Annotated in this window: 25 protein-coding genes; 7 read left to right on the top strand and 18 right to left on the bottom strand. The window is 56.0% G+C overall.

The window, feature by feature from the left end; genetic code table 11:
* Positions 1 to 16 precede the first annotated feature (16 nt).
* The 6 genes from BN3796_RS17250 to fliF are packed head-to-tail and all read right to left on the bottom strand — an operon-like array spanning position 17 to position 6,430.
* Positions 17 to 1,231 carry a flagellar hook-length control protein FliK gene (locus tag BN3796_RS17250; RefSeq protein ID WP_061709585.1) on the bottom strand — a complete coding sequence of 405 codons (1,215 nt, stop codon included), beginning with the start codon at positions 1,229 to 1,231 and terminating at the stop codon, positions 17 to 19.
* Positions 1,228 to 1,671, bottom strand: a complete 444-nt coding sequence (gene fliJ, locus BN3796_RS17245; protein WP_061709584.1) for a flagellar export protein FliJ — start codon at positions 1,669 to 1,671, stop codon at positions 1,228 to 1,230. Before fliJ ends, BN3796_RS17250 begins: the two co-directional genes overlap by 4 nt.
* A gap of 21 nt (positions 1,672 to 1,692) precedes the next feature.
* A complete protein-coding gene (gene fliI, locus BN3796_RS17240; RefSeq protein ID WP_061709583.1) occupies positions 1,693 to 3,063 on the bottom strand; it encodes a flagellar protein export ATPase FliI in 1,371 nt (456 codons plus the stop codon).
* Positions 3,063 to 3,767, bottom strand: coding sequence for a flagellar assembly protein FliH (fliH, locus tag BN3796_RS17235; protein WP_061709582.1), 705 nt, complete (start codon positions 3,765 to 3,767; stop codon positions 3,063 to 3,065). Before fliH ends, fliI begins: the two co-directional genes overlap by 1 nt.
* Complete coding sequence (gene fliG / locus BN3796_RS17230; RefSeq protein ID WP_061709581.1) at positions 3,760 to 4,758, bottom strand: flagellar motor switch protein FliG; 999 nt, start codon at positions 4,756 to 4,758, stop codon at positions 3,760 to 3,762. The genes fliH and fliG overlap by 8 nt, the downstream gene beginning before the upstream one ends.
* Entirely contained in the window at positions 4,751 to 6,430 is a 1,680-nt protein-coding gene (gene fliF, locus BN3796_RS17225) for a flagellar basal-body MS-ring/collar protein FliF (protein WP_061709580.1), read from the bottom strand. The genes fliG and fliF overlap by 8 nt, the downstream gene beginning before the upstream one ends.
* Positions 6,431 to 6,657: 227 nt before the next feature.
* Between fliF and fliE the strand changes: the two genes are divergently transcribed.
* Positions 6,658 to 6,972, top strand: coding sequence for a flagellar hook-basal body complex protein FliE (gene fliE, locus BN3796_RS17220; RefSeq protein WP_061709579.1), 315 nt, complete (start codon positions 6,658 to 6,660; stop codon positions 6,970 to 6,972).
* Between the two features lie 26 nt (positions 6,973 to 6,998).
* Here the strand turns inward: fliE and BN3796_RS17215 are convergent, their stop codons facing one another.
* Positions 6,999 to 8,294, bottom strand: coding sequence for a tyrosine-type recombinase/integrase (locus tag BN3796_RS17215; RefSeq protein WP_061709578.1), 1,296 nt, complete (start codon positions 8,292 to 8,294; stop codon positions 6,999 to 7,001).
* A gap of 45 nt (positions 8,295 to 8,339) precedes the next feature.
* Complete coding sequence (locus tag BN3796_RS17210) at positions 8,340 to 8,585, bottom strand: excisionase family protein (RefSeq protein WP_014070846.1); 246 nt, start codon at positions 8,583 to 8,585, stop codon at positions 8,340 to 8,342.
* A gap of 150 nt (positions 8,586 to 8,735) precedes the next feature.
* Between BN3796_RS17210 and BN3796_RS17205 the strand changes: the two genes are divergently transcribed.
* Entirely contained in the window at positions 8,736 to 8,948 is a 213-nt protein-coding gene (locus BN3796_RS17205; protein ID WP_061709577.1) for a hypothetical protein, read from the top strand.
* 5 nt (positions 8,949 to 8,953) lie between these two features.
* On the opposite strand, the gene BN3796_RS17200 is transcribed toward BN3796_RS17205, so the two are convergent.
* The 10 genes from BN3796_RS17200 to BN3796_RS17160 all read right to left on the bottom strand — a co-directional run bounded on the left by BN3796_RS17200 (position 8,954) and on the right by BN3796_RS17160 (position 13,557).
* Positions 8,954 to 9,193: a DUF4222 domain-containing protein gene (locus BN3796_RS17200; protein WP_061709576.1), complete on the bottom strand. Its 240-nt coding sequence runs from the start codon at positions 9,191 to 9,193 to the stop codon at positions 8,954 to 8,956.
* A complete protein-coding gene (locus BN3796_RS20400; protein WP_073885269.1) occupies positions 9,156 to 9,518 on the bottom strand; it encodes a hypothetical protein in 363 nt (120 codons plus the stop codon). The genes BN3796_RS17200 and BN3796_RS20400 overlap by 38 nt, the downstream gene beginning before the upstream one ends.
* Positions 9,518 to 9,736, bottom strand: a complete 219-nt coding sequence (locus tag BN3796_RS17195; RefSeq protein ID WP_061709575.1) for a TraR/DksA family transcriptional regulator — start codon at positions 9,734 to 9,736, stop codon at positions 9,518 to 9,520. The genes BN3796_RS20400 and BN3796_RS17195 overlap by 1 nt, the downstream gene beginning before the upstream one ends.
* A gap of 91 nt (positions 9,737 to 9,827) precedes the next feature.
* Positions 9,828 to 10,394 carry a hypothetical protein gene (locus BN3796_RS17190; protein ID WP_061709574.1) on the bottom strand — a complete coding sequence of 189 codons (567 nt, stop codon included), beginning with the start codon at positions 10,392 to 10,394 and terminating at the stop codon, positions 9,828 to 9,830.
* Positions 10,391 to 10,609, bottom strand: a complete 219-nt coding sequence (locus BN3796_RS17185) for a hypothetical protein (protein ID WP_061709573.1) — start codon at positions 10,607 to 10,609, stop codon at positions 10,391 to 10,393. The genes BN3796_RS17190 and BN3796_RS17185 overlap by 4 nt, the downstream gene beginning before the upstream one ends.
* Positions 10,606 to 11,265, bottom strand: coding sequence for an MT-A70 family methyltransferase (locus BN3796_RS17180; RefSeq protein ID WP_061709572.1), 660 nt, complete (start codon positions 11,263 to 11,265; stop codon positions 10,606 to 10,608). Before BN3796_RS17180 ends, BN3796_RS17185 begins: the two co-directional genes overlap by 4 nt.
* The gene (locus BN3796_RS17175) at positions 11,262 to 11,414 is read right to left on the bottom strand and encodes a DUF1317 family protein (RefSeq protein ID WP_061709571.1); all 153 of its coding nucleotides are present in this window, start codon (positions 11,412 to 11,414) and stop codon (positions 11,262 to 11,264) included. Before BN3796_RS17175 ends, BN3796_RS17180 begins: the two co-directional genes overlap by 4 nt.
* Positions 11,411 to 11,839 (bottom strand): hypothetical protein, encoded by a 429-nt coding sequence (locus tag BN3796_RS17170; protein ID WP_061709570.1) that lies wholly within the window; start codon positions 11,837 to 11,839, stop codon positions 11,411 to 11,413. Before BN3796_RS17170 ends, BN3796_RS17175 begins: the two co-directional genes overlap by 4 nt.
* 8 nt (positions 11,840 to 11,847) lie before the next feature.
* Complete coding sequence (locus tag BN3796_RS17165; RefSeq protein WP_032105028.1) at positions 11,848 to 12,330, bottom strand: siphovirus Gp157 family protein; 483 nt, start codon at positions 12,328 to 12,330, stop codon at positions 11,848 to 11,850.
* Positions 12,331 to 12,388: 58 nt separating this feature from the next.
* Positions 12,389 to 13,557 (bottom strand): IS3 family transposase gene (locus tag BN3796_RS17160; protein WP_148381775.1). Its coding sequence is split into 2 segments (ribosomal slippage): positions 12,389 to 13,308 and positions 13,308 to 13,557, totalling 1,170 coding nucleotides; the frame shifts between segments, so codons are not numbered across the junction.
* A gap of 46 nt (positions 13,558 to 13,603) precedes the next feature.
* On the opposite strand from BN3796_RS17160, the gene BN3796_RS20395 reads away from it, so the two are divergent.
* The 5 genes from BN3796_RS20395 to BN3796_RS20775 are packed head-to-tail and all read left to right on the top strand — an operon-like array spanning position 13,604 to position 19,184.
* The gene (locus BN3796_RS20395) at positions 13,604 to 14,026 is read left to right on the top strand and encodes an HNH endonuclease (RefSeq protein WP_073885268.1); all 423 of its coding nucleotides are present in this window, start codon (positions 13,604 to 13,606) and stop codon (positions 14,024 to 14,026) included.
* 1 nt (position 14,027) lies between these two features.
* Positions 14,028 to 14,420 carry an NlpC/P60 family protein gene (locus BN3796_RS17150; RefSeq protein WP_061710051.1) on the top strand — a complete coding sequence of 131 codons (393 nt, stop codon included), beginning with the start codon at positions 14,028 to 14,030 and terminating at the stop codon, positions 14,418 to 14,420.
* Complete coding sequence (locus BN3796_RS17145) at positions 14,407 to 16,884, top strand: host specificity factor TipJ family phage tail protein (RefSeq protein WP_061709568.1); 2,478 nt, start codon at positions 14,407 to 14,409, stop codon at positions 16,882 to 16,884. The genes BN3796_RS17150 and BN3796_RS17145 overlap by 14 nt, the downstream gene beginning before the upstream one ends.
* A gap of 58 nt (positions 16,885 to 16,942) precedes the next feature.
* A complete protein-coding gene (locus BN3796_RS17140; RefSeq protein WP_061709567.1) occupies positions 16,943 to 18,091 on the top strand; it encodes a GDSL-type esterase/lipase family protein in 1,149 nt (382 codons plus the stop codon).
* 37 nt (positions 18,092 to 18,128) lie between these two features.
* Positions 18,129 to 19,184: a hypothetical protein gene (locus BN3796_RS20775; RefSeq protein WP_148381816.1), complete on the top strand. Its 1,056-nt coding sequence runs from the start codon at positions 18,129 to 18,131 to the stop codon at positions 19,182 to 19,184.
* The last annotated feature ends 56 nt before the right edge of the window (positions 19,185 to 19,240 follow it).

Here is a 19,240-nt window from a genome sequence, read left to right as displayed (position 1 = left end):
ATGCTACCTCTGGCGTTTAGGCGAAGATGTCTACCGCTCCGTTGCCCCGGGCGGCGGCCTGAAGCGTGGTGGGGAGGGGAAGAAGCTCGTCGTTCTCATCCTCTCTGGCGCCCTGCTGGCCGGAGCGAGGGGCGTTGTGCTGTGAGGAGGAGTGCTGCTGGCCGCTAAAGGTATCGCTGCTGATGGTGCTCTGGGTCAGCTGAATACCGTTATCCGCTAGCTGGGTGCGCAGCACTGGCAGGGCCGCTTCCAGCGCGGCGCGCACGTGGTTATGCGGCGAGCTCATCTGAAGCTGCGCCTGGCTGTCATCGAGACGCAGCGAAATCTGTACCTGGCCCAGCTCCTCGGGGTGCAGGCGCAGCTCCGCGCTCTGCTGCCCCTGGCGGGTAAAGAGCGTGACGTGCTGGCTAATCGCCTGCTGCCATTCCGCGGTGCCCAGCGGCTGGCTGATGACCGCCGCGCTGGTGACCTGGCTGGCGGCAGGCGCGACGGTCACGCTGTTGCTCATCACCGGGGCGAGCGCGATGCCAGGCGTAGTGGCGTTTTGCGCAGCGGGTGACAGATCCTTCAGCGCGCTGGTTTCCGCTGCTTTCACTGGGATGCCGTCAGCGGGCAGAGGCGCTTTGTCGGCTGGCGTCGCACCCTTATCCTGCCCGGTTGCCACATCGATCAGGGCGGGCTGGTTACCGTCTCCCGCGGCCGGGATAGCCGCTGTCGTGATGGCCGCGCCGATGACGGCCGTCGCGACAGGCTGTTCAGCCGACGCGGTGGCGGTTACGGAGGGCGGGGGGGCGATCGTCGTGACGGCTTGCGGTGGCGGCAGCATCGCCATCAGCGCGCTCAGCCCCGCCAGATCGTCGTCGCTCAGCTCGCTTTTGCTCTGCGCCTTTTGCGCCGCCGCGGTGAGCGTCCTGAGCGCGTCGTCCTGAGCCACCGGCACCATTCCTGCCGGCAGGATCTGCTCCTCCTGAGACGTTTCGTTCAGGGCATGACGCGCCAGCAGATCGGCAAGCCGGGTCGGCGCATCGCGCGTCTGCAGCAGAGGTGTTTTCCCGGTAGCGTTTTTCAGTTCGCCAGGCGTGAGGGGCGTTTCCCCCTCCTGCGCCGGACGGGTGGTCAGCGCCTGCGCCAGCAGGGAGAGGAAGTCGTGACTGCCCTCGTCCGGAGTAGCCCCGGGCGTGACGCCAGCGGGCTCGTTGTCGGTAGTCAGCAGGTGTTGCAGGGTGATCATTCCGGTTTCCTCATTGTTGCCCGCTGGGCAAATTCATCCATCTTTTTCTGGTCCAGACGGTTTTCCGCCAGCGCGGCGGCGGCGGTTTGCCTCTCCTGCAGGGTGGTCCACGCCTGCAGCCGCTGTTTTTTCTCGCGCCAGAAGTCGAGCGCCCGCTCAACTTTGCTGCTCCACTGGTTAAGCTGCTGGCGATGCTGTTCAATGGCCACCTCCAGCGTCTGAATAAACTGCTGATAGTTGATCCAGCGCTGGCTGCCGATGCCCTGCACCATGTCGCTGTTGAGGCTGGTGCGGTACTCCTGCTGATAGTCCATCAGCATTCTCAGCTGCTCTTCCGCCTGCTGGTAGCCGCGGCGCATGGCCCCGAGCTGCTGCGCGGCATCGTCAACCTCTTTCTCTGCCAGATCTTTTAGCGTTGCTAACGCGCCGTTTTGCGCCACAATCGTCGCCCTCCATCCCGGTTATGCCTGCGGGAAAATCAGCTCCAGCGCCGCCGTGGAATCTTCCCAGCCGGCACGTTCGAAAATACCCTGCTGTAAAAAGGCCTCCAGCTGCGGCCAGAGCGCAATCGCCTTGTCGAGCATGGGGTCGCTGCCCCGGGCATAGGCGCCAACGCTCACCAGATCGCGGTTACGCTGGAAGCTGGAGAGCAGCTGTTTGAACATCCTTACCCGGGCGTAGTGCGGTTCCGTAATCAGCGCGGTCATGGCGCGGCTGATGGACGCTTCAATGTCGATGGCCGGATAGTGCCCGGCCTCCGCCAGCCGACGCGACAGCACGATATGGCCGTCGAGGATCGCGCGCGCCGAGTCGGCAATCGGATCCTGCTGGTCATCCCCTTCGGTGAGCACCGTGTAAAAGGCGGTGACCGAGCCGCCGCCGCTGATGCCGTTACCGGCGCGCTCCACCAGCGCGGGCAGTTTGGCAAAGACCGAGGGTGGATAGCCTTTGGTGGCGGGCGGCTCGCCAATCGCCAGCGCAATCTCACGCTGCGCCATCGCGTAGCGGGTGAGGGAGTCCATTATCAGCAGCACATGCTGGCCCCGGTCGCGGAAATCTTCCGCAATGCGCGTGGCGTAGGCGGCTCCCTGCATACGCAGCAGCGGAGAGACATCCGCCGGGGCGGCAATCACCACCGAGCGGGCGCGCCCTTCGGCCCCGAGAATGTTCTCGATAAAATCTTTCACCTCGCGTCCGCGCTCGCCGATAAGCCCCACCACGATCACGTCCGCCTGTGTATAGCGGGCCATCATTCCCAGCAGCACCGATTTCCCCACGCCGGAACCGGCGAAGAGGCCCATACGTTGTCCGCGCCCTACCGTCAGCAGGGCGTTGATGGGGCGCACGCCGGTATCAAGCACATGCTCAATCGGCGTACGTTGCAGGGGGTTGAACGGCTGGGTGATGAGCGCGCCGGTTTCGGTGGTATCGGGCGCAGGCAGGCCATCCAGCGGTTTGCCGCTGCCGTCCAGCACACGGCCCAGCAGCGCCGGACCGAGGGGAAGCTGTTTCCCGCTCTGCAGGCCGTCGCCCGCGCCATTTTTGGCGTAGACGCGGGCGCCGGGCAGAATACCTTCCACCTCTTCCAGCGGCATAAGAAACAGGCGCTGGCCGTTAAAACCGACCACCTCGCTCTCCACTTCCCGCGTCTCGTTACCCTCCTGGCGCTCGATGATGCAGGTGGCCCCCAGCGGCAGCTGTAGCCCGGTCGCCTCCAGCACCAGGCCGGTGGCGCGGGTAAGGCGCCCGTAGCGGCGCACGGAGGGGAGTTGCGTCATCTTCGCCTCAAAGGCGTCAAGGGTGTTAAGCCAGCGGGTGAGACGGGCAGTCATCAGACGACTCCTGGCGCCGCGAGGCGGCACAGTTCCTGCCAGCGCGTCGCCACGCTGGCGTCGAGGTCGCCCTCGTCGGCGGAGATCTTGCAGCCGCCCTGGTGCAGCGTCGGATCGCCGCGCAGCCGCCAGCCGTGCAAGCTGAGGGTGGCGCCGAGCATCTCCTCGACGCGCTGGAGATCGTCAGGGTGAACCCGCAGCTGCGGCTTTCCGCTGAAGAGCGGCTCCTGCTGCAGCAGGGTCTGGATCTGTCGGATGAGGGCTGAATTATCCACGGCGGGCGTCTGGCCAATCACCTGACGCGCCGCCTCCAGCGCCATCTGCATCAGGCGCGAGGCGATTACGCTGTCCAGCGCGTCAAGGGTATGTTGAAACTCGCTCACCAGCTGCTGCATCCGTGCGTGAAGCGGCGCCTGCTGCTGGCGGGCCTGCTCCAGCCCCTGTTCAAGCCCCTTCGCCATTCCTTCCTGATAGCCCTGTTCATGGCCCTGCTGCCGGCCTTCGTTCATGCCGGCGTTAAAGCCCTGCTCGTGCGCCTGCATCTGCAGCTGGGCCAGCATCCGGGCGCGCTGCTCCTCCTCGCTCAGTTCAGGGGGTGCGGCGGGCTCCTCCTCATTTTCTGGCGCGAAGGCGGGGACAAATTCAGAGAGGGGAGGCGCCAGATCGTCAGGCGTCCAGCGCTTCCACGGCAGCTCATCAGACATAGGTATCCTCTCCGCTGCCGATCACCATCTCGCCGGTTTCCGCCAGACGACGCACGATAAGCAGAATCGCTTTCTGCTCGTTCTCCACCTGAGAGAGACGCACCGGGCCGCGGTTGGCCAGATCGTCGCGCAGAATATCCGCCGCGCGCTGGGACATGTTGCGCAGGAACTTCTCGCGCAGCGGCTGCTCGGCACCCTTCAGGGCGATCAGCAGCGATTCCGAATCCACCTCCTGCAGCAGACGCTGGACGCTGCGATCGTCCACATCCACCAGGTTTTCGAAGAGGAACATCTCGTCGATGATCTTCTGCGCCAGTTCGCCGTCGAACTCGCGTACGGCGGTAATAACCGCCTCTTCCTGCTGGGATTTCATCAGGTTGATGATCTCCGCTGCGGTTCTTACGCCGCCCATCTTGCTGCGCTTGAGGTTCTGGCCGTCGAGCAGGTTGTTCAGCACCTCGGTCAGCTCCGCCAGTGCCGCCGGCTGCACGCCGCCAAAGGTGGCGATACGCAGCATCACGTCGTGGCGCAGACGCTCGTCGAACAGCGCCAGAATATCCGCCGCCTGGCTTCGCTTGAGGTGGACCAGAATGGTGGCGATGATCTGCGGATGCTCGTCGCGAATCAGGTCGGCGGCGCTCTGCGGCTCCATATAGTTAAGCGTTTCGATGCCGCTGGCGGTGTCGCGCGTCTCCAGAATATCTTCCAGCAGGCTGGCGGCCCGCTCCTCGCCCAGCGCCTTGATCAGCACGGAACGCAGGTATTCATTGGCGTTGACGTTCAGCGCGGCGAACTGTTCCGCCTCGCGCTCAAACTCTCCCAGCACCTCGGTGAGCTGCGTGTTGGAGATCTGCCGCACGTTGGCCATCGCCGCGCTGAGGGTCTGCACCTCGCGATCGGAGAGGTGTTTAAATACCTCGGCGGCGCGATCTTCCCCGATGGTCATCAGCAGGATGACGCTTTTATCTGTACCGGTAAGCGGGTTACTCATGATCTGTACTCATCCACTGGCGAATGACCAGCGCGACCACGCGCGGATCGTTATCGGACATTTCGCGAATGCGCTGGCTCATCACCTCGGCGCCCATACGCTGGTTAGCCCGGCGCTGCTGGAGCTGTTCATCCTTGCTGAGGCGAACTTCCACCGCGTCATTCTCTTCTTTAACGGCCTGCATCTGCGCCTGGGCCGCTTTCGCCTGCTCGGTGCGGCGGGTCAGTTGCGGGCGAACCGCCTTGCGCCACAGCAGCCATGCCACCAGCAGCACCAGCAGCCAGCGCCCGGCGCTCATCAACTGATCGATAAAGGCCTGCTGCTGCCAGAACGGCAGTTCGCCCCCGGTTTCATCGGTCGCGGTAAACGGCGAGTTGACCACGTTGAGGGTGTCGCCGCGTTTTTCGGAGTACCCCATCGCTTCGCGGGTCAGATCCTCTATCTGCTTCATCTGATCGGCGGTCAGCGGCAGCGGCTTGCCATCCGGCAGGGATTTATAGTTAACCACCACGGCCACCGACAATCGCTGCACATCCCCCACGTTCATTTTGGTATGGCGAATGGTGCGATCGACCTCGTAGTTGGTCGTTTCGTTACGGCTGGTGTTGCGCGGACCGCTGCTGCTGGCGGTAGAGGTAGTCTGCTGCTGCGCGTTCTGCTGCCCGTTCTGGTTATTGGCCGGCGGAGCGGTGATCGGGCCAGCGTTCGCGGGGGCAGGCTGGTTAGAGAGGGCACCTGGCACGCCGCCGGGGTAAGCGCCGCCGATCTGAGTGGTTTCGTTCAGCTGGCGCGAGCGCATGACCGCCTGGGCAGGATCGCCGTTCGGGCTGTACTGCTCTTCGGTCTGCTCTTTATTGGAGAAGTCGATCTGCGCGCTCACCTGGGCATGGACGTTGCTCGCCCCAACAATCGGGCCGAGGATCGCCTCGATACGGCGCTGCACGCGGCTTTCGACGTCGTTGGCATATTTAAGCTGCGCGTCGTTCAGATCGCGGCCGCTGGTGTTGCTTTGGGTCAGCAGATGGCCACTCTGATCGACCAGCGTAACGTTGCCCGGCGGCAGGCCCGCCACCGCGCTGGAGACCAGATGGGTCACGGCGCTGATCTGCCCTTCGTCCAGCGCGCGGCCGGGCTCAAGGTTCACGGTAACGGAAGCGGAAGGGGACTTTTGTTCACGGACAAACAGGGTCGGCTTGGGCATCGCCAGGTGCACCCGGGCGCTTTTCACCGGCCCCAGCGTTTCAATGGTGCGGGCCAGTTCTCCCTCCAGCGCCCGCTGGTAGTTCACCTGTTCGCTGAACTGGCTGATACCAAATTTTTCCTGATCGAGCAGCTCAAAGCCGACGGCGCCGCCTTTGGGCAGCCCCTGCTGCGCCAGGCGCAGGCGCAGCTCATGCACCTTATCCGCCGGTACTTCCAGCGCGCCGCCGTTATCGGAAAAGCGGTAGGGGATATTCATCTGGGTCAGCTGGGTCACAATGGCCCCGCCGTCCTGATCCGAGAGATTGCTGTAGAGCGTGCGATAGTCAGGGCTCTTTGCCCACAGAACCATCGCGACGATAATGGCGATAGCGGCGGCACCGGCCACAATCAACGGGATTTTGGGGTTGGCGCGCAGGCGGTTGATCCACTCAGCTGATTTATTTTGTGGCGCGGCGGCTGTGGCACTCATAGCGCACCTCGCAAGGCAAAGTGGATAACGTTACTCGTGTAGTGAAACAAAACTGACTCCCGGGTCGGCAAACACGACAAAAGGTCCATAGAGATGGCCCTGCCATTATTGGCCGCTTCACGATTTTCTATGGGCCAAATAACCTGGTTTTTTAACGCTATTTAGCGCCTTTATCTTATTGACAAGATGCTAATCTTGGCCGCGTAAAATTCCATCAGGGGAGCGTCATGGCTATACAGGGCATTGAAGGGGTAGTGAGTCAGCTACAGGCAACGGCGCTGAGCGCCCACAATCAGAGCGTTGCCGACGCGCCGCAGGAGGTGAGCTTTGCCGGCCAGCTTCACGCCGCCCTCGACCGCATCAGCGACAGGCAGACCGCCGCCCGCGTCCAGGCAGAGAAATTCACCCTCGGCGAGCCGGGCGTGGCGCTCAACGACGTGATGGCCGATCTACAAAAAGCTTCCGTTTCGCTGCAGATGGGTCTGCAGGTGCGTAACAAGCTGGTGGCGGCCTATCAGGAAGTCATGAGCATGCAAGTTTAGGTTATCTAACCTAATGATATTTATAATTAATAACCATCCGATCCCACGGCGTGGGGCATGGATGGGGCAAACTCACTCAATTTCTGGTTGAGGATGAGTACCTGGTCCTGGTTATTTTCAGCCATCCAGGATCCGTACACCCGGTAAACCATTTGCGCGTCGGTGTGGCCCATTTGCTTCGCGATGAAGTTCGGGTTGGCACCGGCAGCTAACGACCAGCATGCATACGTGTGCCGGGACTGGTATGCTCTGCGATAGCGAATCCCGGCGCGTCGCATTGCCGCTTCCCACGACTGGTTAATCGACCCCACTGCATAATGATGCCCGGCACGGCCATTACGTGATGCGATCTGCGGGTTGAACACAAACGTGCATGGATGCACATCGGTACGGCCATACTCGCGCAGTTTCACCTCAACCTGATACTGCTTACCCAGGCGTGTTAACTCGGCCTGGCTCTTCAGCACGTCGATCGCTGGCTGAATGAGGTTGATGATACGGTCCGTCCCGGCCTCTGTTTTCGGAAGGGTGAACTCCTTCGTTAACGTGTGGTTCCGGCGGATCATCATCGTACCCGCTTTCAGGTCGATATCTTCCCAGGCCAGCGACACAAGTTCTCCGTGGCGCACGCCGGTGTAGACGGCAATAGACCACATGTTTTTCAGTTGCTGGTGGGCGCAGGCGTTAATCAACCTGACAAACTCATCGCGCGTCAGCGGGTCAGGCTCGCATCGTGACCGCTTAAGCATGGCGATCCCGGTGAACGGATTCACCCGTACATAACCGCTATCAGCGGCAAACTTAAACATCCCGCCCATGGTCTTCATGTAGTTGTTGACCGTTCTGACTGAGCGGCCCTTAACCGGCGTTTTCTGTCCTGCCTTCAGGGTGTGATAACCGGTCAGCAATTCCTTTCTGATAAACAGCAGGTCTTCCTGTGTTACTGCAGATACCAGCCTGTCACCGCCGATCCTTGGTACCATATTGCGCGCTATAGATGAATAACGTGCCATCGCGTTGGTGCTGATCTCCATGCGTTTCAGTTCAAGCCATTTATTTGCCAGCTCCAGCACGGTGATTTCCTTGCTCTCCACCCCAAACCTTTTCAGGTTAGGCGAGTCTGGGAATTGCGCTGCATAGTTGAAGTTGCCGGTCTTAATCGAAAAGCACACCGACGCGCGCAGCTCGCCAGCGACCTTTCTGTTTTTTGGTGTATCCGGCACTCCGAGGCTTTCACGCACCCGGCTGCCTTTATAGATGAACCATATGCGGAGCGTACCGCCATGGTTTTCCACGCCTGTTGGGTATGCTGACTTAGCCATTATTCCCTCCTGACGTCCAAGAGCCCGCTAAGCATAAACGGATCTTCATTGGCGCGCACCCGGCTGTTTCTTTGACATGCTCTCAACCCACTGGTCGACAGCCTTACGGTTGTACATGCATTCGCTGTTTTTCTTCGGCACTCCGTCCGGTGAGACGTGAAGGTATTCCCGTCCTACCATCCAGCATTTTTTGCGGGCCCGCTCGATAGTGCCCGGGCGAAGGCCGGTAATCTCGACGAGCTTTTCTTCGGTTACCCAGTCGTTGGGCACGATTAAGGTCATTTCGCTCATGGGTTTCTCCAGGCAAAAAGAACCCGGCGCAGGGCCGGGCAAAATGGGGGATAACGGAGCAGTGCTTTCGCACCCAATAGCCAGCTCATAACTGGCTATCAGTTGCGTTAGTCGTCAGGTATATTGAGTCGTATTGAAAAGGAGAGGTGCATGGCTACCTATAAGCAGATCCAGGAATACGTCAAAGCTCATAATGGTGTAAGCGTAAAAACATGCCATATCGCACATGTTAAGCATCTGCATGGGTTCCAGATGAAACAGGCACCGAACCGCATTTCTCCTGACTCAAGGGTGTATGAATGCCCTGATAAGTTCGTCACCTATATAGAGCAAGCGATGAAGCATTTCGGGATGATCAGTTAACCTCCTCATGCCGCACGCTGGGCGCGCAGCGATTTAATGTGCTCGCTCGTCTCAAGCTCGGCGCGTATCTGAGCCGCCTCGCGGTGATCGAGGTGCTCAAAGTCATTGTTGAATCGGTCGATTGAAGCGGTGTTAATCCGGCCCTGTCGCCAGTAGCGGACTATCTGAGAAGTGCAGCTATGGATGATGACGGGCCAACTGTGCTGGTCAGCGTAAATCTGACCCCGTTGAATTAGCTGGAACATTGGCTGACTCCTGCAAAAGTAGGTAGACGATTGCCACGGCGCGAAGTGGATTACGGTGAGTGGCGGTGACGCCTAATTCGTGTGATGCCATCCATACAGTCTTGCCTGATGGAACGAGCCTGATCCGATGTTTCTTCATTACCGGGAAAAGCTCTTCCGCTTTGTGCAAAGGGAAGAAGCCAGTGGTTGCTTTGGTTCCACACCAATCCCGGCTAAGCTGAGCACCTCCTGAGTGATGAGGACTGATTTCTGCTTCATATTTCGGCTTAAGAAGGTTTGCGATAAGCACGCTGATTTGACCATCACTGAGTTTGGTGTAATCCATCAGAAGCCCCTTTGCTTACGGATAAGTTCCAAATCAGCCTGGCAACTGGCGCACGTCTGGCAGCCTGGCACGGCAGCGCGCCGCGGCGCTGGGATATCCTCGCCGCATTCCGCGCAATGCTCTGCTGATACGGCGTTGCGGTTGAGCCGGTGAGCGGAAAGGGCAGCGTTACGCTGAAGCTCTTCAATCTCTGCTGCTGTATCGATGATATCGGCCATGGTCAATACTCCCGGAACTGTCGGTTAATTGTGTTGAATGTGAACGCCAGCAATAAAAAAGGCCGCTTTAGCGACCTGGTTATTAGTGCCTTCATGCTGCACCGCCATTTTTTTCAGTTAGCACCAGCCTTCCGTCGCATAGAGCACGGATGATTTCCTGATACTCCCAGCCGAAGTACATGCTCTCGACGTAGACCCGCAGAGGAGGATAATCATGCTGTTTGCGGCGAATGAAAGCCTCCGCTGCTTCACGGGTAAAATGAGCGTTGATGTTCTGCCACTCTTTACGTGTACCGCAGACAGTGTGTCCGTCAAGGTCCGCCAGTACTTCCCACTGAGCGTCTTCATCGAGATCCGTAAAGGCTGTGTCGCATTGGTCAATGCAGAAGGCGTTTAACTCTTCCTGCTGCTGTTCATCAAGATCGTCCCAATATTCTTGCGGGCTATCCCATTCGCAGTCTTCGACATGGACTATCTTCGATTCTCCGAACTCCTCCGTCAGGCCATAAATGGTTGCCTGCTTCTGGACCATGAAAATCGGATCGGCGGTGGCGTGACGATTAACACCCTCCCCCCGATGGTGATATGTCAAACGTTCAATGAAATCTGCGAATGTTTCCGGCGTTAATTTCGCGCCGTTTGCTATCGAATCGCTCATGAATCAACTCCGAAGCGGCGATTAAGCCGACCTGTGTATACGACGAACTCCAGGAGGCTAACTCCCAGAGCTTCAATTTTCTTGTGGTGCTTGTTTATGATGGGAGGCACCGTTTCGTTCCGGTTAGGCTTTGGCTTCTTGCGCATGGCCTGCTGGATTTCTTCGGTGCAGCGGCGGCAGGCGGCGCGAATTGCGTTGTCTGTTTCTGGCGTCATGCGGCCTCCGTTTTCACAACGTCGATGGCGCAGCCGGGTAGCAATTCAACCGCGGCGGTGGCGCACTGATTTCCCCAGTGGTGCCAGCCCGGCGCCGCGCAGCGGCTAAACAGCTCAATGCGCGGCACATCACCGTAAAGCAGCTCCAGCCGGTGGCGCACTTCCCACGGCTTTTCGCTATGCGCGCCGAGCGGGCTGTAGACCACCTGCTTAATCCCGGCGTGCTTACGTTCCAGCCCAGCGCCGCGGGTGGCAATCAAGAGGTCTTCGGTATTTGCACGGGTGTGGTTGCCGCCGTTCATGCGCGTCTCGGCGTTAAGCAAATCGAGGAAGTCGTAAAAGTCGGTGACTTCACCCTCGGCCAGCGCCTTGTTGATGCGCAGTTCCGCGTTCTGATTCAGCTTCACCCAAGTAAACCCTTTCATCGTGCGAACGGTAAAACCCCAAGCCTCGGCCAGTTCGATTGCCTCCTGGTTATGCGTGCCGGTGTACCACATCGCCAGCACCGAGTTTTCCGCAGCTAGTTCCCACACAGGGAGGCGCTTTATGTCGATGAGCTTCATGGTGGAGTAGTGGTCGGCGGCGGCCCCGTTACTGATGGTATTGCCGTAAGACCAGGGCGGATCGACATACAGAAGTGAGTATTTCGCTGTCATGCTGCCTCCTGTCTCTCCCGATATTCCTCAGCGAGCCGCTGCGCCTTTAATGGATTGGCGACCACTTCACCCCATGGCATTAGCCAGCCGTTACCCATGAAGGGAAGGCGCAGTGTGCCAACCCTTATGTCGTCGTGAGCGTGAGTCATAGAATGGACTCCATTTCGTCGATGTAGAGGCCCTGAGCAATCAGGCGGCGACGGCGGGCGGCGCGCGCTATGCACTCCTGCCGTCTGCCTTCCTGCGACTGCTGTATTGCGCGCCGGGTGAACAGCCGTGATTTGCCCTGCGGTGTTACGACTTTTGGCTTCGTGACCAGGTCGAAAGTCCGGTCGCAGATGCCGTCCCCGTTGAGCCATTTTTCCGACTCAACTATCTGCGCTATCTGTCCGGTGCCGCGGGTAATGCCGTTGGCGACCCGGTTAAACTCGATGAGCGTTACGCCAAATTTCTCAGCAATTTCGCTGCCGGTTACTGGGCGACCGCGCGTCTGAATCATCCAGATAACGCGCTCACGGAGGCCGGAGAATTGCCCGGTTCGCCCTGGCCTGCGGTAAAATGGTGTGCGTTTCATGGCTCCACCTACTTGATGATGAGTGAAGGTTTGCCGAGTTTTATTTGCGCGCCAGGTACATCCACGCCAGCTTCGATTTGGTGTTTGATAGCCAATTTGTCTGGCTTGATGCTCGTCTCGTATTCGACGAATTCAGGAGGAAGTGCGCTGGCATCTGTAATCTCTACTGACTTGGAAGGCGCGCGAACCGTTACCTGATGAATGCCTGCCTTCAGTGATTTCTTTCCTGCTGTTTCGAGGGAGGTGGCCACATAATCTTTCATGCTCGACACACGGTTTTCTGCGGCTTTTGCGCGCTCTGCAAGACGCTTGCTTTCTTCTTTCAGCGCCTCGGCATAAGCAGATTCGTTTTTGCAGACAGCAAGGATCTGCTCGACCTTTGCTTCCAGCTCCCACTCAATGCCATCAAGGGTGTCGGCTATCATTTCAGGCTCCATGCCTGAATCAGTCAGCTTTGCGAAATCATTGGCGATCTGGTAAAGAGCTGTCATTGCGTAACCTCTTCGAATTTTGCTTTGCATTTGGCATAGACGGCCTGAAATGTAGTGGTCAACTAAAACTGGCCACGGCTTTAGATTTTTTCCAGTATCGGTTTTCCGATTCGTTTGGCGGTAACCCACCGTTATAGTCATGCGGCCTGAGCGAGCTGTAATACCCGACGATATAGTCTGTGATCGCATGAGCAGCTTCGCTAAAGTTTATATAGCCTGTCACTGGCACCCACTCGTTTTTCAGACTTCTGAAGAAGCGTTCCATCGGGCTGTTATCCCAGCAGTTTCCGCGTCGGCTCATACTTTGCCTGATCCGGTAACGCCACAATAACTGCCGGAACTGCCTGCTTGTGTAGTGGCTACCCTGATCACTGTGGAACATCACTCCTGCTGGTTTACCTCGGGTTTCCCACGCCATTTCCAGCGCTTTGATGGTTAGCTTGCTGTCCGGTGAGAATGACATTGCCCAGCCTACCGGTTTCCTGGCGAACAGATCGAGAACAACGGCGAGGTAAGCCCATCGCCTGCCTGTCCAGATATACGTCACATCGCCGCACCACACCTGATTAGGCTCTGTCACTGCGAACTGTCGCTCAAGGCGATTCGGGATAGAGATGTGTTCATGACCACTACGTTTATATCGGTGGGTCGGCTGCTGACAACTCACCAGACCCAGTTCTTTCATGATCCTTCCGGCAAGCCAGCGTCCCATTCTGAAGCCTCTCAGGGTTGCCATAATGGCGATACTTCTCGCGCCAGCAGAGCCATGGCTAATGTTATGCAGCTCCAGAACCTGACTACGTAATACAGCCCGCTTGCCGTCTGGCTTTTCAGGGCTATTTTTCCAGTATTTGTAACTGCTGCGATGAACCCCGAACACGTGGCAAAGTGTGACCACAGGATACTGCGCCCTGAGTTTCTCGATTAACGAGAACTGTTCAGGGAGTCTGACATCAAGAGCGCGGTAGCCTTTTTTAATATTTCATTTTCCATTTCAATACGTTGTAGCTTTTTCTTCAGCTCACGTATTTCAATCTGTTCCGGGGTTATAGGGGAGGCTTTAGGTATTTTACCCTGTCGTTCATCCCGCAACTGCTTTACCCATCGAGTCATGGTAGAAAGACCCACATCCATAGCACTGGCCGCAGCTGTAACGGTGTAGTTCTGATCAAGGACCAGTTGAGCGGATTCGCGTTTAAACTCTGCGCTGAAATTTCTTTTTTTCATTGAGGCACCTGTAATGTTCTGAGATGAGCATATCACCTCTGTTCAGGTGGCCAAATTCAGTAAACCACTACAAAAAGCAGGCGATGAAGTTAAAAATCGCGACGGTAAAGGTTATGTCAGGGTTGTTCTTCACCAAAAATTCTATCTAGCACATCGGATTATTTATGAGATGCACCATGGAGCTATTCCTGCAGGCTATCAAGTTGACCATATTGATGGCGAAAGACTGAACAATAATATTGAAAACCTCAGGCTGGCAACCAACAGCATTAACCAGCGAAACAGGCGGAAAAGCTCGAAAAACACATCAGGAGTAACAGGAGTTTGTTTTGACAAAAACACCGGAAAATGGGTTGCGAGACTTTGCAAGAAGCACCTTGGGAAGTTCGTAAACTTTGAAGATGCATGTACCGCTCGCGCTGAAGCTCTCCGCAGTCATGAAGGTTTTACATCCCGCCACGGTGAGTGACATGGATAAATCCGACTTCATCAAAGTTGTTATTGGAAAGCCATGGGCCAACAGGAGTTGCACATTCCGTGCGATGGATTGCTGGGCATTGGTGGTGCTGTATTATCGGCACGTTCTCGGCATTGAACTGCACCAGACGCCGGACTACGAAGCCGGTAAGGACTTCTTCACCTGCTATAAGGGTGACGTCGTTTTCTGGCGCCAGGTCGATAAACCTGTCGAGGGAGGGATATTCGTCGGGTACCGCGGCACGCAACCAGCGCACGTTGGCCTGGTACTGAACCGGAAGGCGCTGCACTCGCGTGGAGAGAACGGAAGTGTACGCATGGACTCGTTGCTGGTCATTCAGCGGGCATTCACCAAAGTGGAGTACTTTTCGTATGGCGCTGGTTGAGATATCGAATTTTCCAGGAACGCCTAAGCTGCGTTGCAGGGTGCCAAACGACACCCTTTTTTATGACTGGCTGGCGGCCAATGACGCTACCTTTCACCGTGATCTGCTGATCGTCCGTAACGGCGTGAAGCTGGGCGATGACGATGAGCTGGCGTTTGAACTGAGCGAACTGGACCATATCCAGATATTCGACCAGCCGAAGGGCGTAGTAGATGACATCCTGAGCCCTATTTTTAAAGTGGTTGGACAGGTATTTTCGTTCCTTGCACCTAAGCCAGCCATCGCCAACACCGGTGGTAACTCTGTCGATTCGCCCAACAATAGCCTGACAGGGCAGACAAATACCGCCCGCGTCTATAAAGCGAAGCCTGATATTTACGGACAGGTCAGGTCGTTCCCGGATCTGATACAGGAATCTGTTTTCGAGTACATCTCAGAGACACCTAAAGATGGCGGCCTGAAGTACGTTACAGAGTGGATGTGTATTGGCATCGGAGAGTATGACTACGAGTCTGTGCGCTATTCAGAGTCGAGTTTAGGCAGTATGGCTGGCGCTGAATACCAGTTCTACAAGCCAGGTGAGGTAATCTCCCAGATAGTAGAGGGTTACAGTTTCGATGATGTAGACGGGCAGGAAGTTCCGGGACAGAACGAAGCCAGCGACTTCCCGATCGAAACAGCAACGGCAAACACGGTGGTCAGCGGAACGTATTCCGGCGGCCAGATAGCGATGAAAATCGTTAAGCAGGCTGAGTTCGACTATTTCATGGGGCTGGTGCTGCCGCACGCTGTAACCTTCACCATCAACGTGACGTATAGCACGGCCTCCGGCAACGTGACTACCGATGCGACATTCTCCGGAACGCTGATCTCCGCCGTTGAAACAAACGATGGCGCGGTTGTTAACCCGGTGCGCTGGTACACGTTCACAATGAACCAGCTGGAGGGTCCGCAGGACATCCCGGCGAATGCCACGATCAACACCACGAAATTCATCCTGAACGATAACGAGGCGCTGGTGGTTGGGCCGTTCTTTTCCCCGGTCGAGTCAACGCAGCTGTGGCTGCATACCCAGTCCAGCCTCGGCGGGAAGAAAGAGACCAACTGGAAGGTTGTCATCTGGAAAATCGACGACGACTACAACCAGGTGCCGGGAACGCAGCAGACGTTTACGTACCGGCAGACGACGCCGCACCAGTCGACGAGTGAGGTGTTTTATCGCACTGACAAGATCACTCCGACCGGCGGGTTCGGGAAATACGCGGTCAGCTTCCAGCGCACGGATAACTCCGGTGACGCGTCACTGCTCAAGGTCGAAGAGATCCACAGCATCAACATCAGGACAAACGTCGTTCACCCGACCGACACGCTTGTGCGAGTAAAAGTCCGCGCGACAGAGAACGCTCTTGGCAGCCGCGAGCGCAAATATAACGCACTGGTGACGCGCCACACCATTACGTACGACCTGGACACGCAGACGGTGGATTACACCCTGAGGCCGTCGCGCTCGTTCGCTGATGCGGTTGCGCACACCTGGCTGATTATGGGCGAGCAGCCGGTCAGCAGCATTGACCTGTACGGGCTGTATTCGATCGCTGAAAGCCTTCCTGATGAGCGCCTGGGTTACTTCGACTACACGTTTGATGACGAGAACGACTCGCTGGGCGACCGTGTGCAGGCGATCTGCAATGCGGCGTCTGTTGTGGCGTACTGGGACGACGGCGTGCTGACATTCACCCGAGATCAGAAAGTTGATTACCCAGCGGCCGTATTCAACCGGGCCAACATGAAGACGGACGATTACAAAATGACGTACGAGGCCACGCTTCCTGGCGGCTACGACGGCGTACAGGTGTCCTACGTCCACCCGACCACGAACAATAAGACGTACATCAACTACCGCGTGCTGAACGGCGCCATCGTCGAGCAGGAAGCGGAAAACCCGAACAAGTTGGAGATAGTCGGCTTCCGTAACGAGTATCAGGCCCGGGAGCGCGCATTACGCGAAACCAAGCGCCTGATCTACTCGCGCGTGAAGATGAACGCCAAAGTGTTTGAGGACGGCATTATCCAGGTCGGTAGCGTCATTCAGATGCCAGACATCTACGACAGCAACCAGCAGGGTGGTTACGTCACCGGCCGCTCCGGTAACAACTTTGATACCAGCGAGCCGATCACATTTACTGGGGATATGTATGTGCTTGTCACCGACAGCATGGGTAACCCGACGCTGCGCTATCCGGCTACGGCCCGCAGCGATACAAAGTACGGCTTCACCGCAGCAATACCCAACATTCAGCTCAATATCTGGAACGGAGACACTGTGCAGCTCCCGTCGCGCTACCTCATCGCGACCGTTGAGGAACTGGACAGTCAGCTATGGACAGTCAACAGCATCAAACCGAACACAGATAACACGGTATCTCTGACCGTCGCGGAATACAGCGACGCCATCTACCAATAAGAACCGTCCCCGACCAACCGAACCCGGCCACCGTGCCGGGTTTTTTTATGGAAAAATTATGAGCACTACACCAACTAATCTGCCAGTACCCAGCGAAAAGCCGCAAGACCTGAAGTTTAACGCCGGGAAAATTGACGAGTTCGTTACCTCACTGGTAAACACTTATGTTGACCGCTTCGGTAATGAGCATTACACCATTGAAGGCCTTAAGCAGCTTGTACTACAGCAGATTTACAATCTTGGCTGGAATCTGAAAGGTACATTCCAGGGCGGTGGTACTGTGACAGCAGCTGGCGACCTTTTGCAGGACGAAAGCACAAATATCTGGTACAGGTGGGATGACCTCGAAACTTTGCCAAAAACTGTGCCAGCAGGGTCCAGTCCTAAATCTGCAGGCGGAGTTGGTGAGGGGAAATGGCAGCCAGTTGATGTCAGCGATGTACTTAGAAAACAATTGAACTCAAATTCTGGTGCATCACTTGTCAGGGCTGAGGATGGAAGAACTGTTCAGGAATGGCTGGTCGCAGTAGACTCTGGGGAATATAAAGCAAAAAACATAGCTGGATTTAGCCGCATTGATTATCTTGTTCATTCAAGAGGAACATTTAAAGTTTTATTTCAGGGGGACTCGCTTACTGCTGGTTACGATATGGTTTCCACAGATGCTAATCCGATTGATGGCACAGATAATGCTAAACATGCAACAACAACATTCCCACAGAGGTTTGTTGATTTTATTAATGAACAATCAGGTTGCAATGTAACAAAGACTGTGAGGGCTATTTCTGGGTATACAGCAATTCAAAGCTTGAATAATCCTGACTGGCAGACTAATCCTAATTGTGATGTGGCAATAATAATGCTTGGCGTCAATGACGCCGATGGTGGTTCTACGCTAGATGTTTATATGGATAGCATGGAAAAGCTGATCAGAAGGCTCATAAACTGGGGAATGTGCGTGCTGTTTACCCTTCCTTCAGGCGGACCTCGTCCTGGCGCAGCATGGTTTCTTTGGTCAAAGCGCATGCGCAATCTGGCAACACTATATGGATGCCAAGTATATGACCCTCAAGAAAACGTATATGCACGCCACAGAGGTGCCATTTCTTCAGATACCCTGCATTTTAATAGTATGGGTTATGCGACTCACGCACATCAGCTTGTTTCAATGTTTATGGGGGGGGGGACTTCTTACTACATACGATAAGATATCGAATGAGACATATATGTATCCTGGTGTAAGTATGGATAACTATGCTTACTGCGATGCAAAAGGTAATATTAATGTTTCACCTGCTGACTCATGGACACGCGCGAAAACTACAGGAGTTTTACCTGCAAATCAGGCGGCATTATGCACATTCTCATTCTTTCTTGATGCGGCGGCAGCAAACATTACTGGAAAGGTTCAGGGGGATTGCTATGTTTTAATGCGGGATACCAACTGGTTTACAGGAACTCCAGACAAGCCTGCAGTCCCTTATTACTTACGAGGCGATACACAGGCCCCTTTCTATAGCACTGCCACAGAAATAGGTACAGGTTTTGTTCCAGGTCCAATTGGTGCTAATGGTTCTTATACTGATGGAGCCACACAGTACCTCGGAAGGATTATTGGCCGTGGATGGCATACAATCACTATTGCTAACAAACAGGATGGCACTACAACTAGCGATTGCTATGTTAATGCAATAGTTGTTAATCCTGTACCAGTTGGATTTGCTGCGCATAACCTATGGCTGCAAGATGAAAAGAAAATTCGTGTCACGCACTCTAAGAAGATACCTAGCCCGTCAGGTATCACTTCTATTCCTACTGCAGTTGCTTTGAATTCGTTTCACCTTCGTTGCCCTCAAGCTTTGCTGCCTACAGGAAGTGGTGTGACGCAATCAGATTTTAGCGTGTATTTTAATGGTGGATTTGCAAAAATTAGAATTGTTAGTGCTGATGGTCATGCTTATGAAGGGCTTGTGATTCGCAACGGCTCAGGAGTTAACTTCCGGGTAATACCAAGTTTCTGCAACATATCAGGCAACATACCTACAGTTACAGCAGTACTAAGTACCGCGACACCCACAACAGTATCCGCTGGTTCGTTCGCAGCCAACATGCCTGTTGATTCAATCAAAGACTTCAATGCTGGAATGGCAAGTATCCCAGCAAGCACTGGGATGGTGGGCGGCTTATATCTCAACTTCGCTCTCTCATGGCCCACATCATCCCCGGTAACTTACTGGAATGTTGAGATTGAAGGAGGAGATTACTTTGGTAACTCTGAAGGGGCTCTAGGAACTATATAGAACCCTTCATACAATATCTACTTATGTGGGCTTTGCAATGTTGCGCATTACAAGTT

The sequence above is a fragment of the Pseudenterobacter timonensis genome (assembly GCF_900021175.1).
GTDB classification, from domain to species: Bacteria; Pseudomonadota; Gammaproteobacteria; order Enterobacterales; family Enterobacteriaceae; genus Enterobacter; species Enterobacter timonensis.
This window is presented reverse-complemented; position numbering and strand designations above follow the sequence as displayed.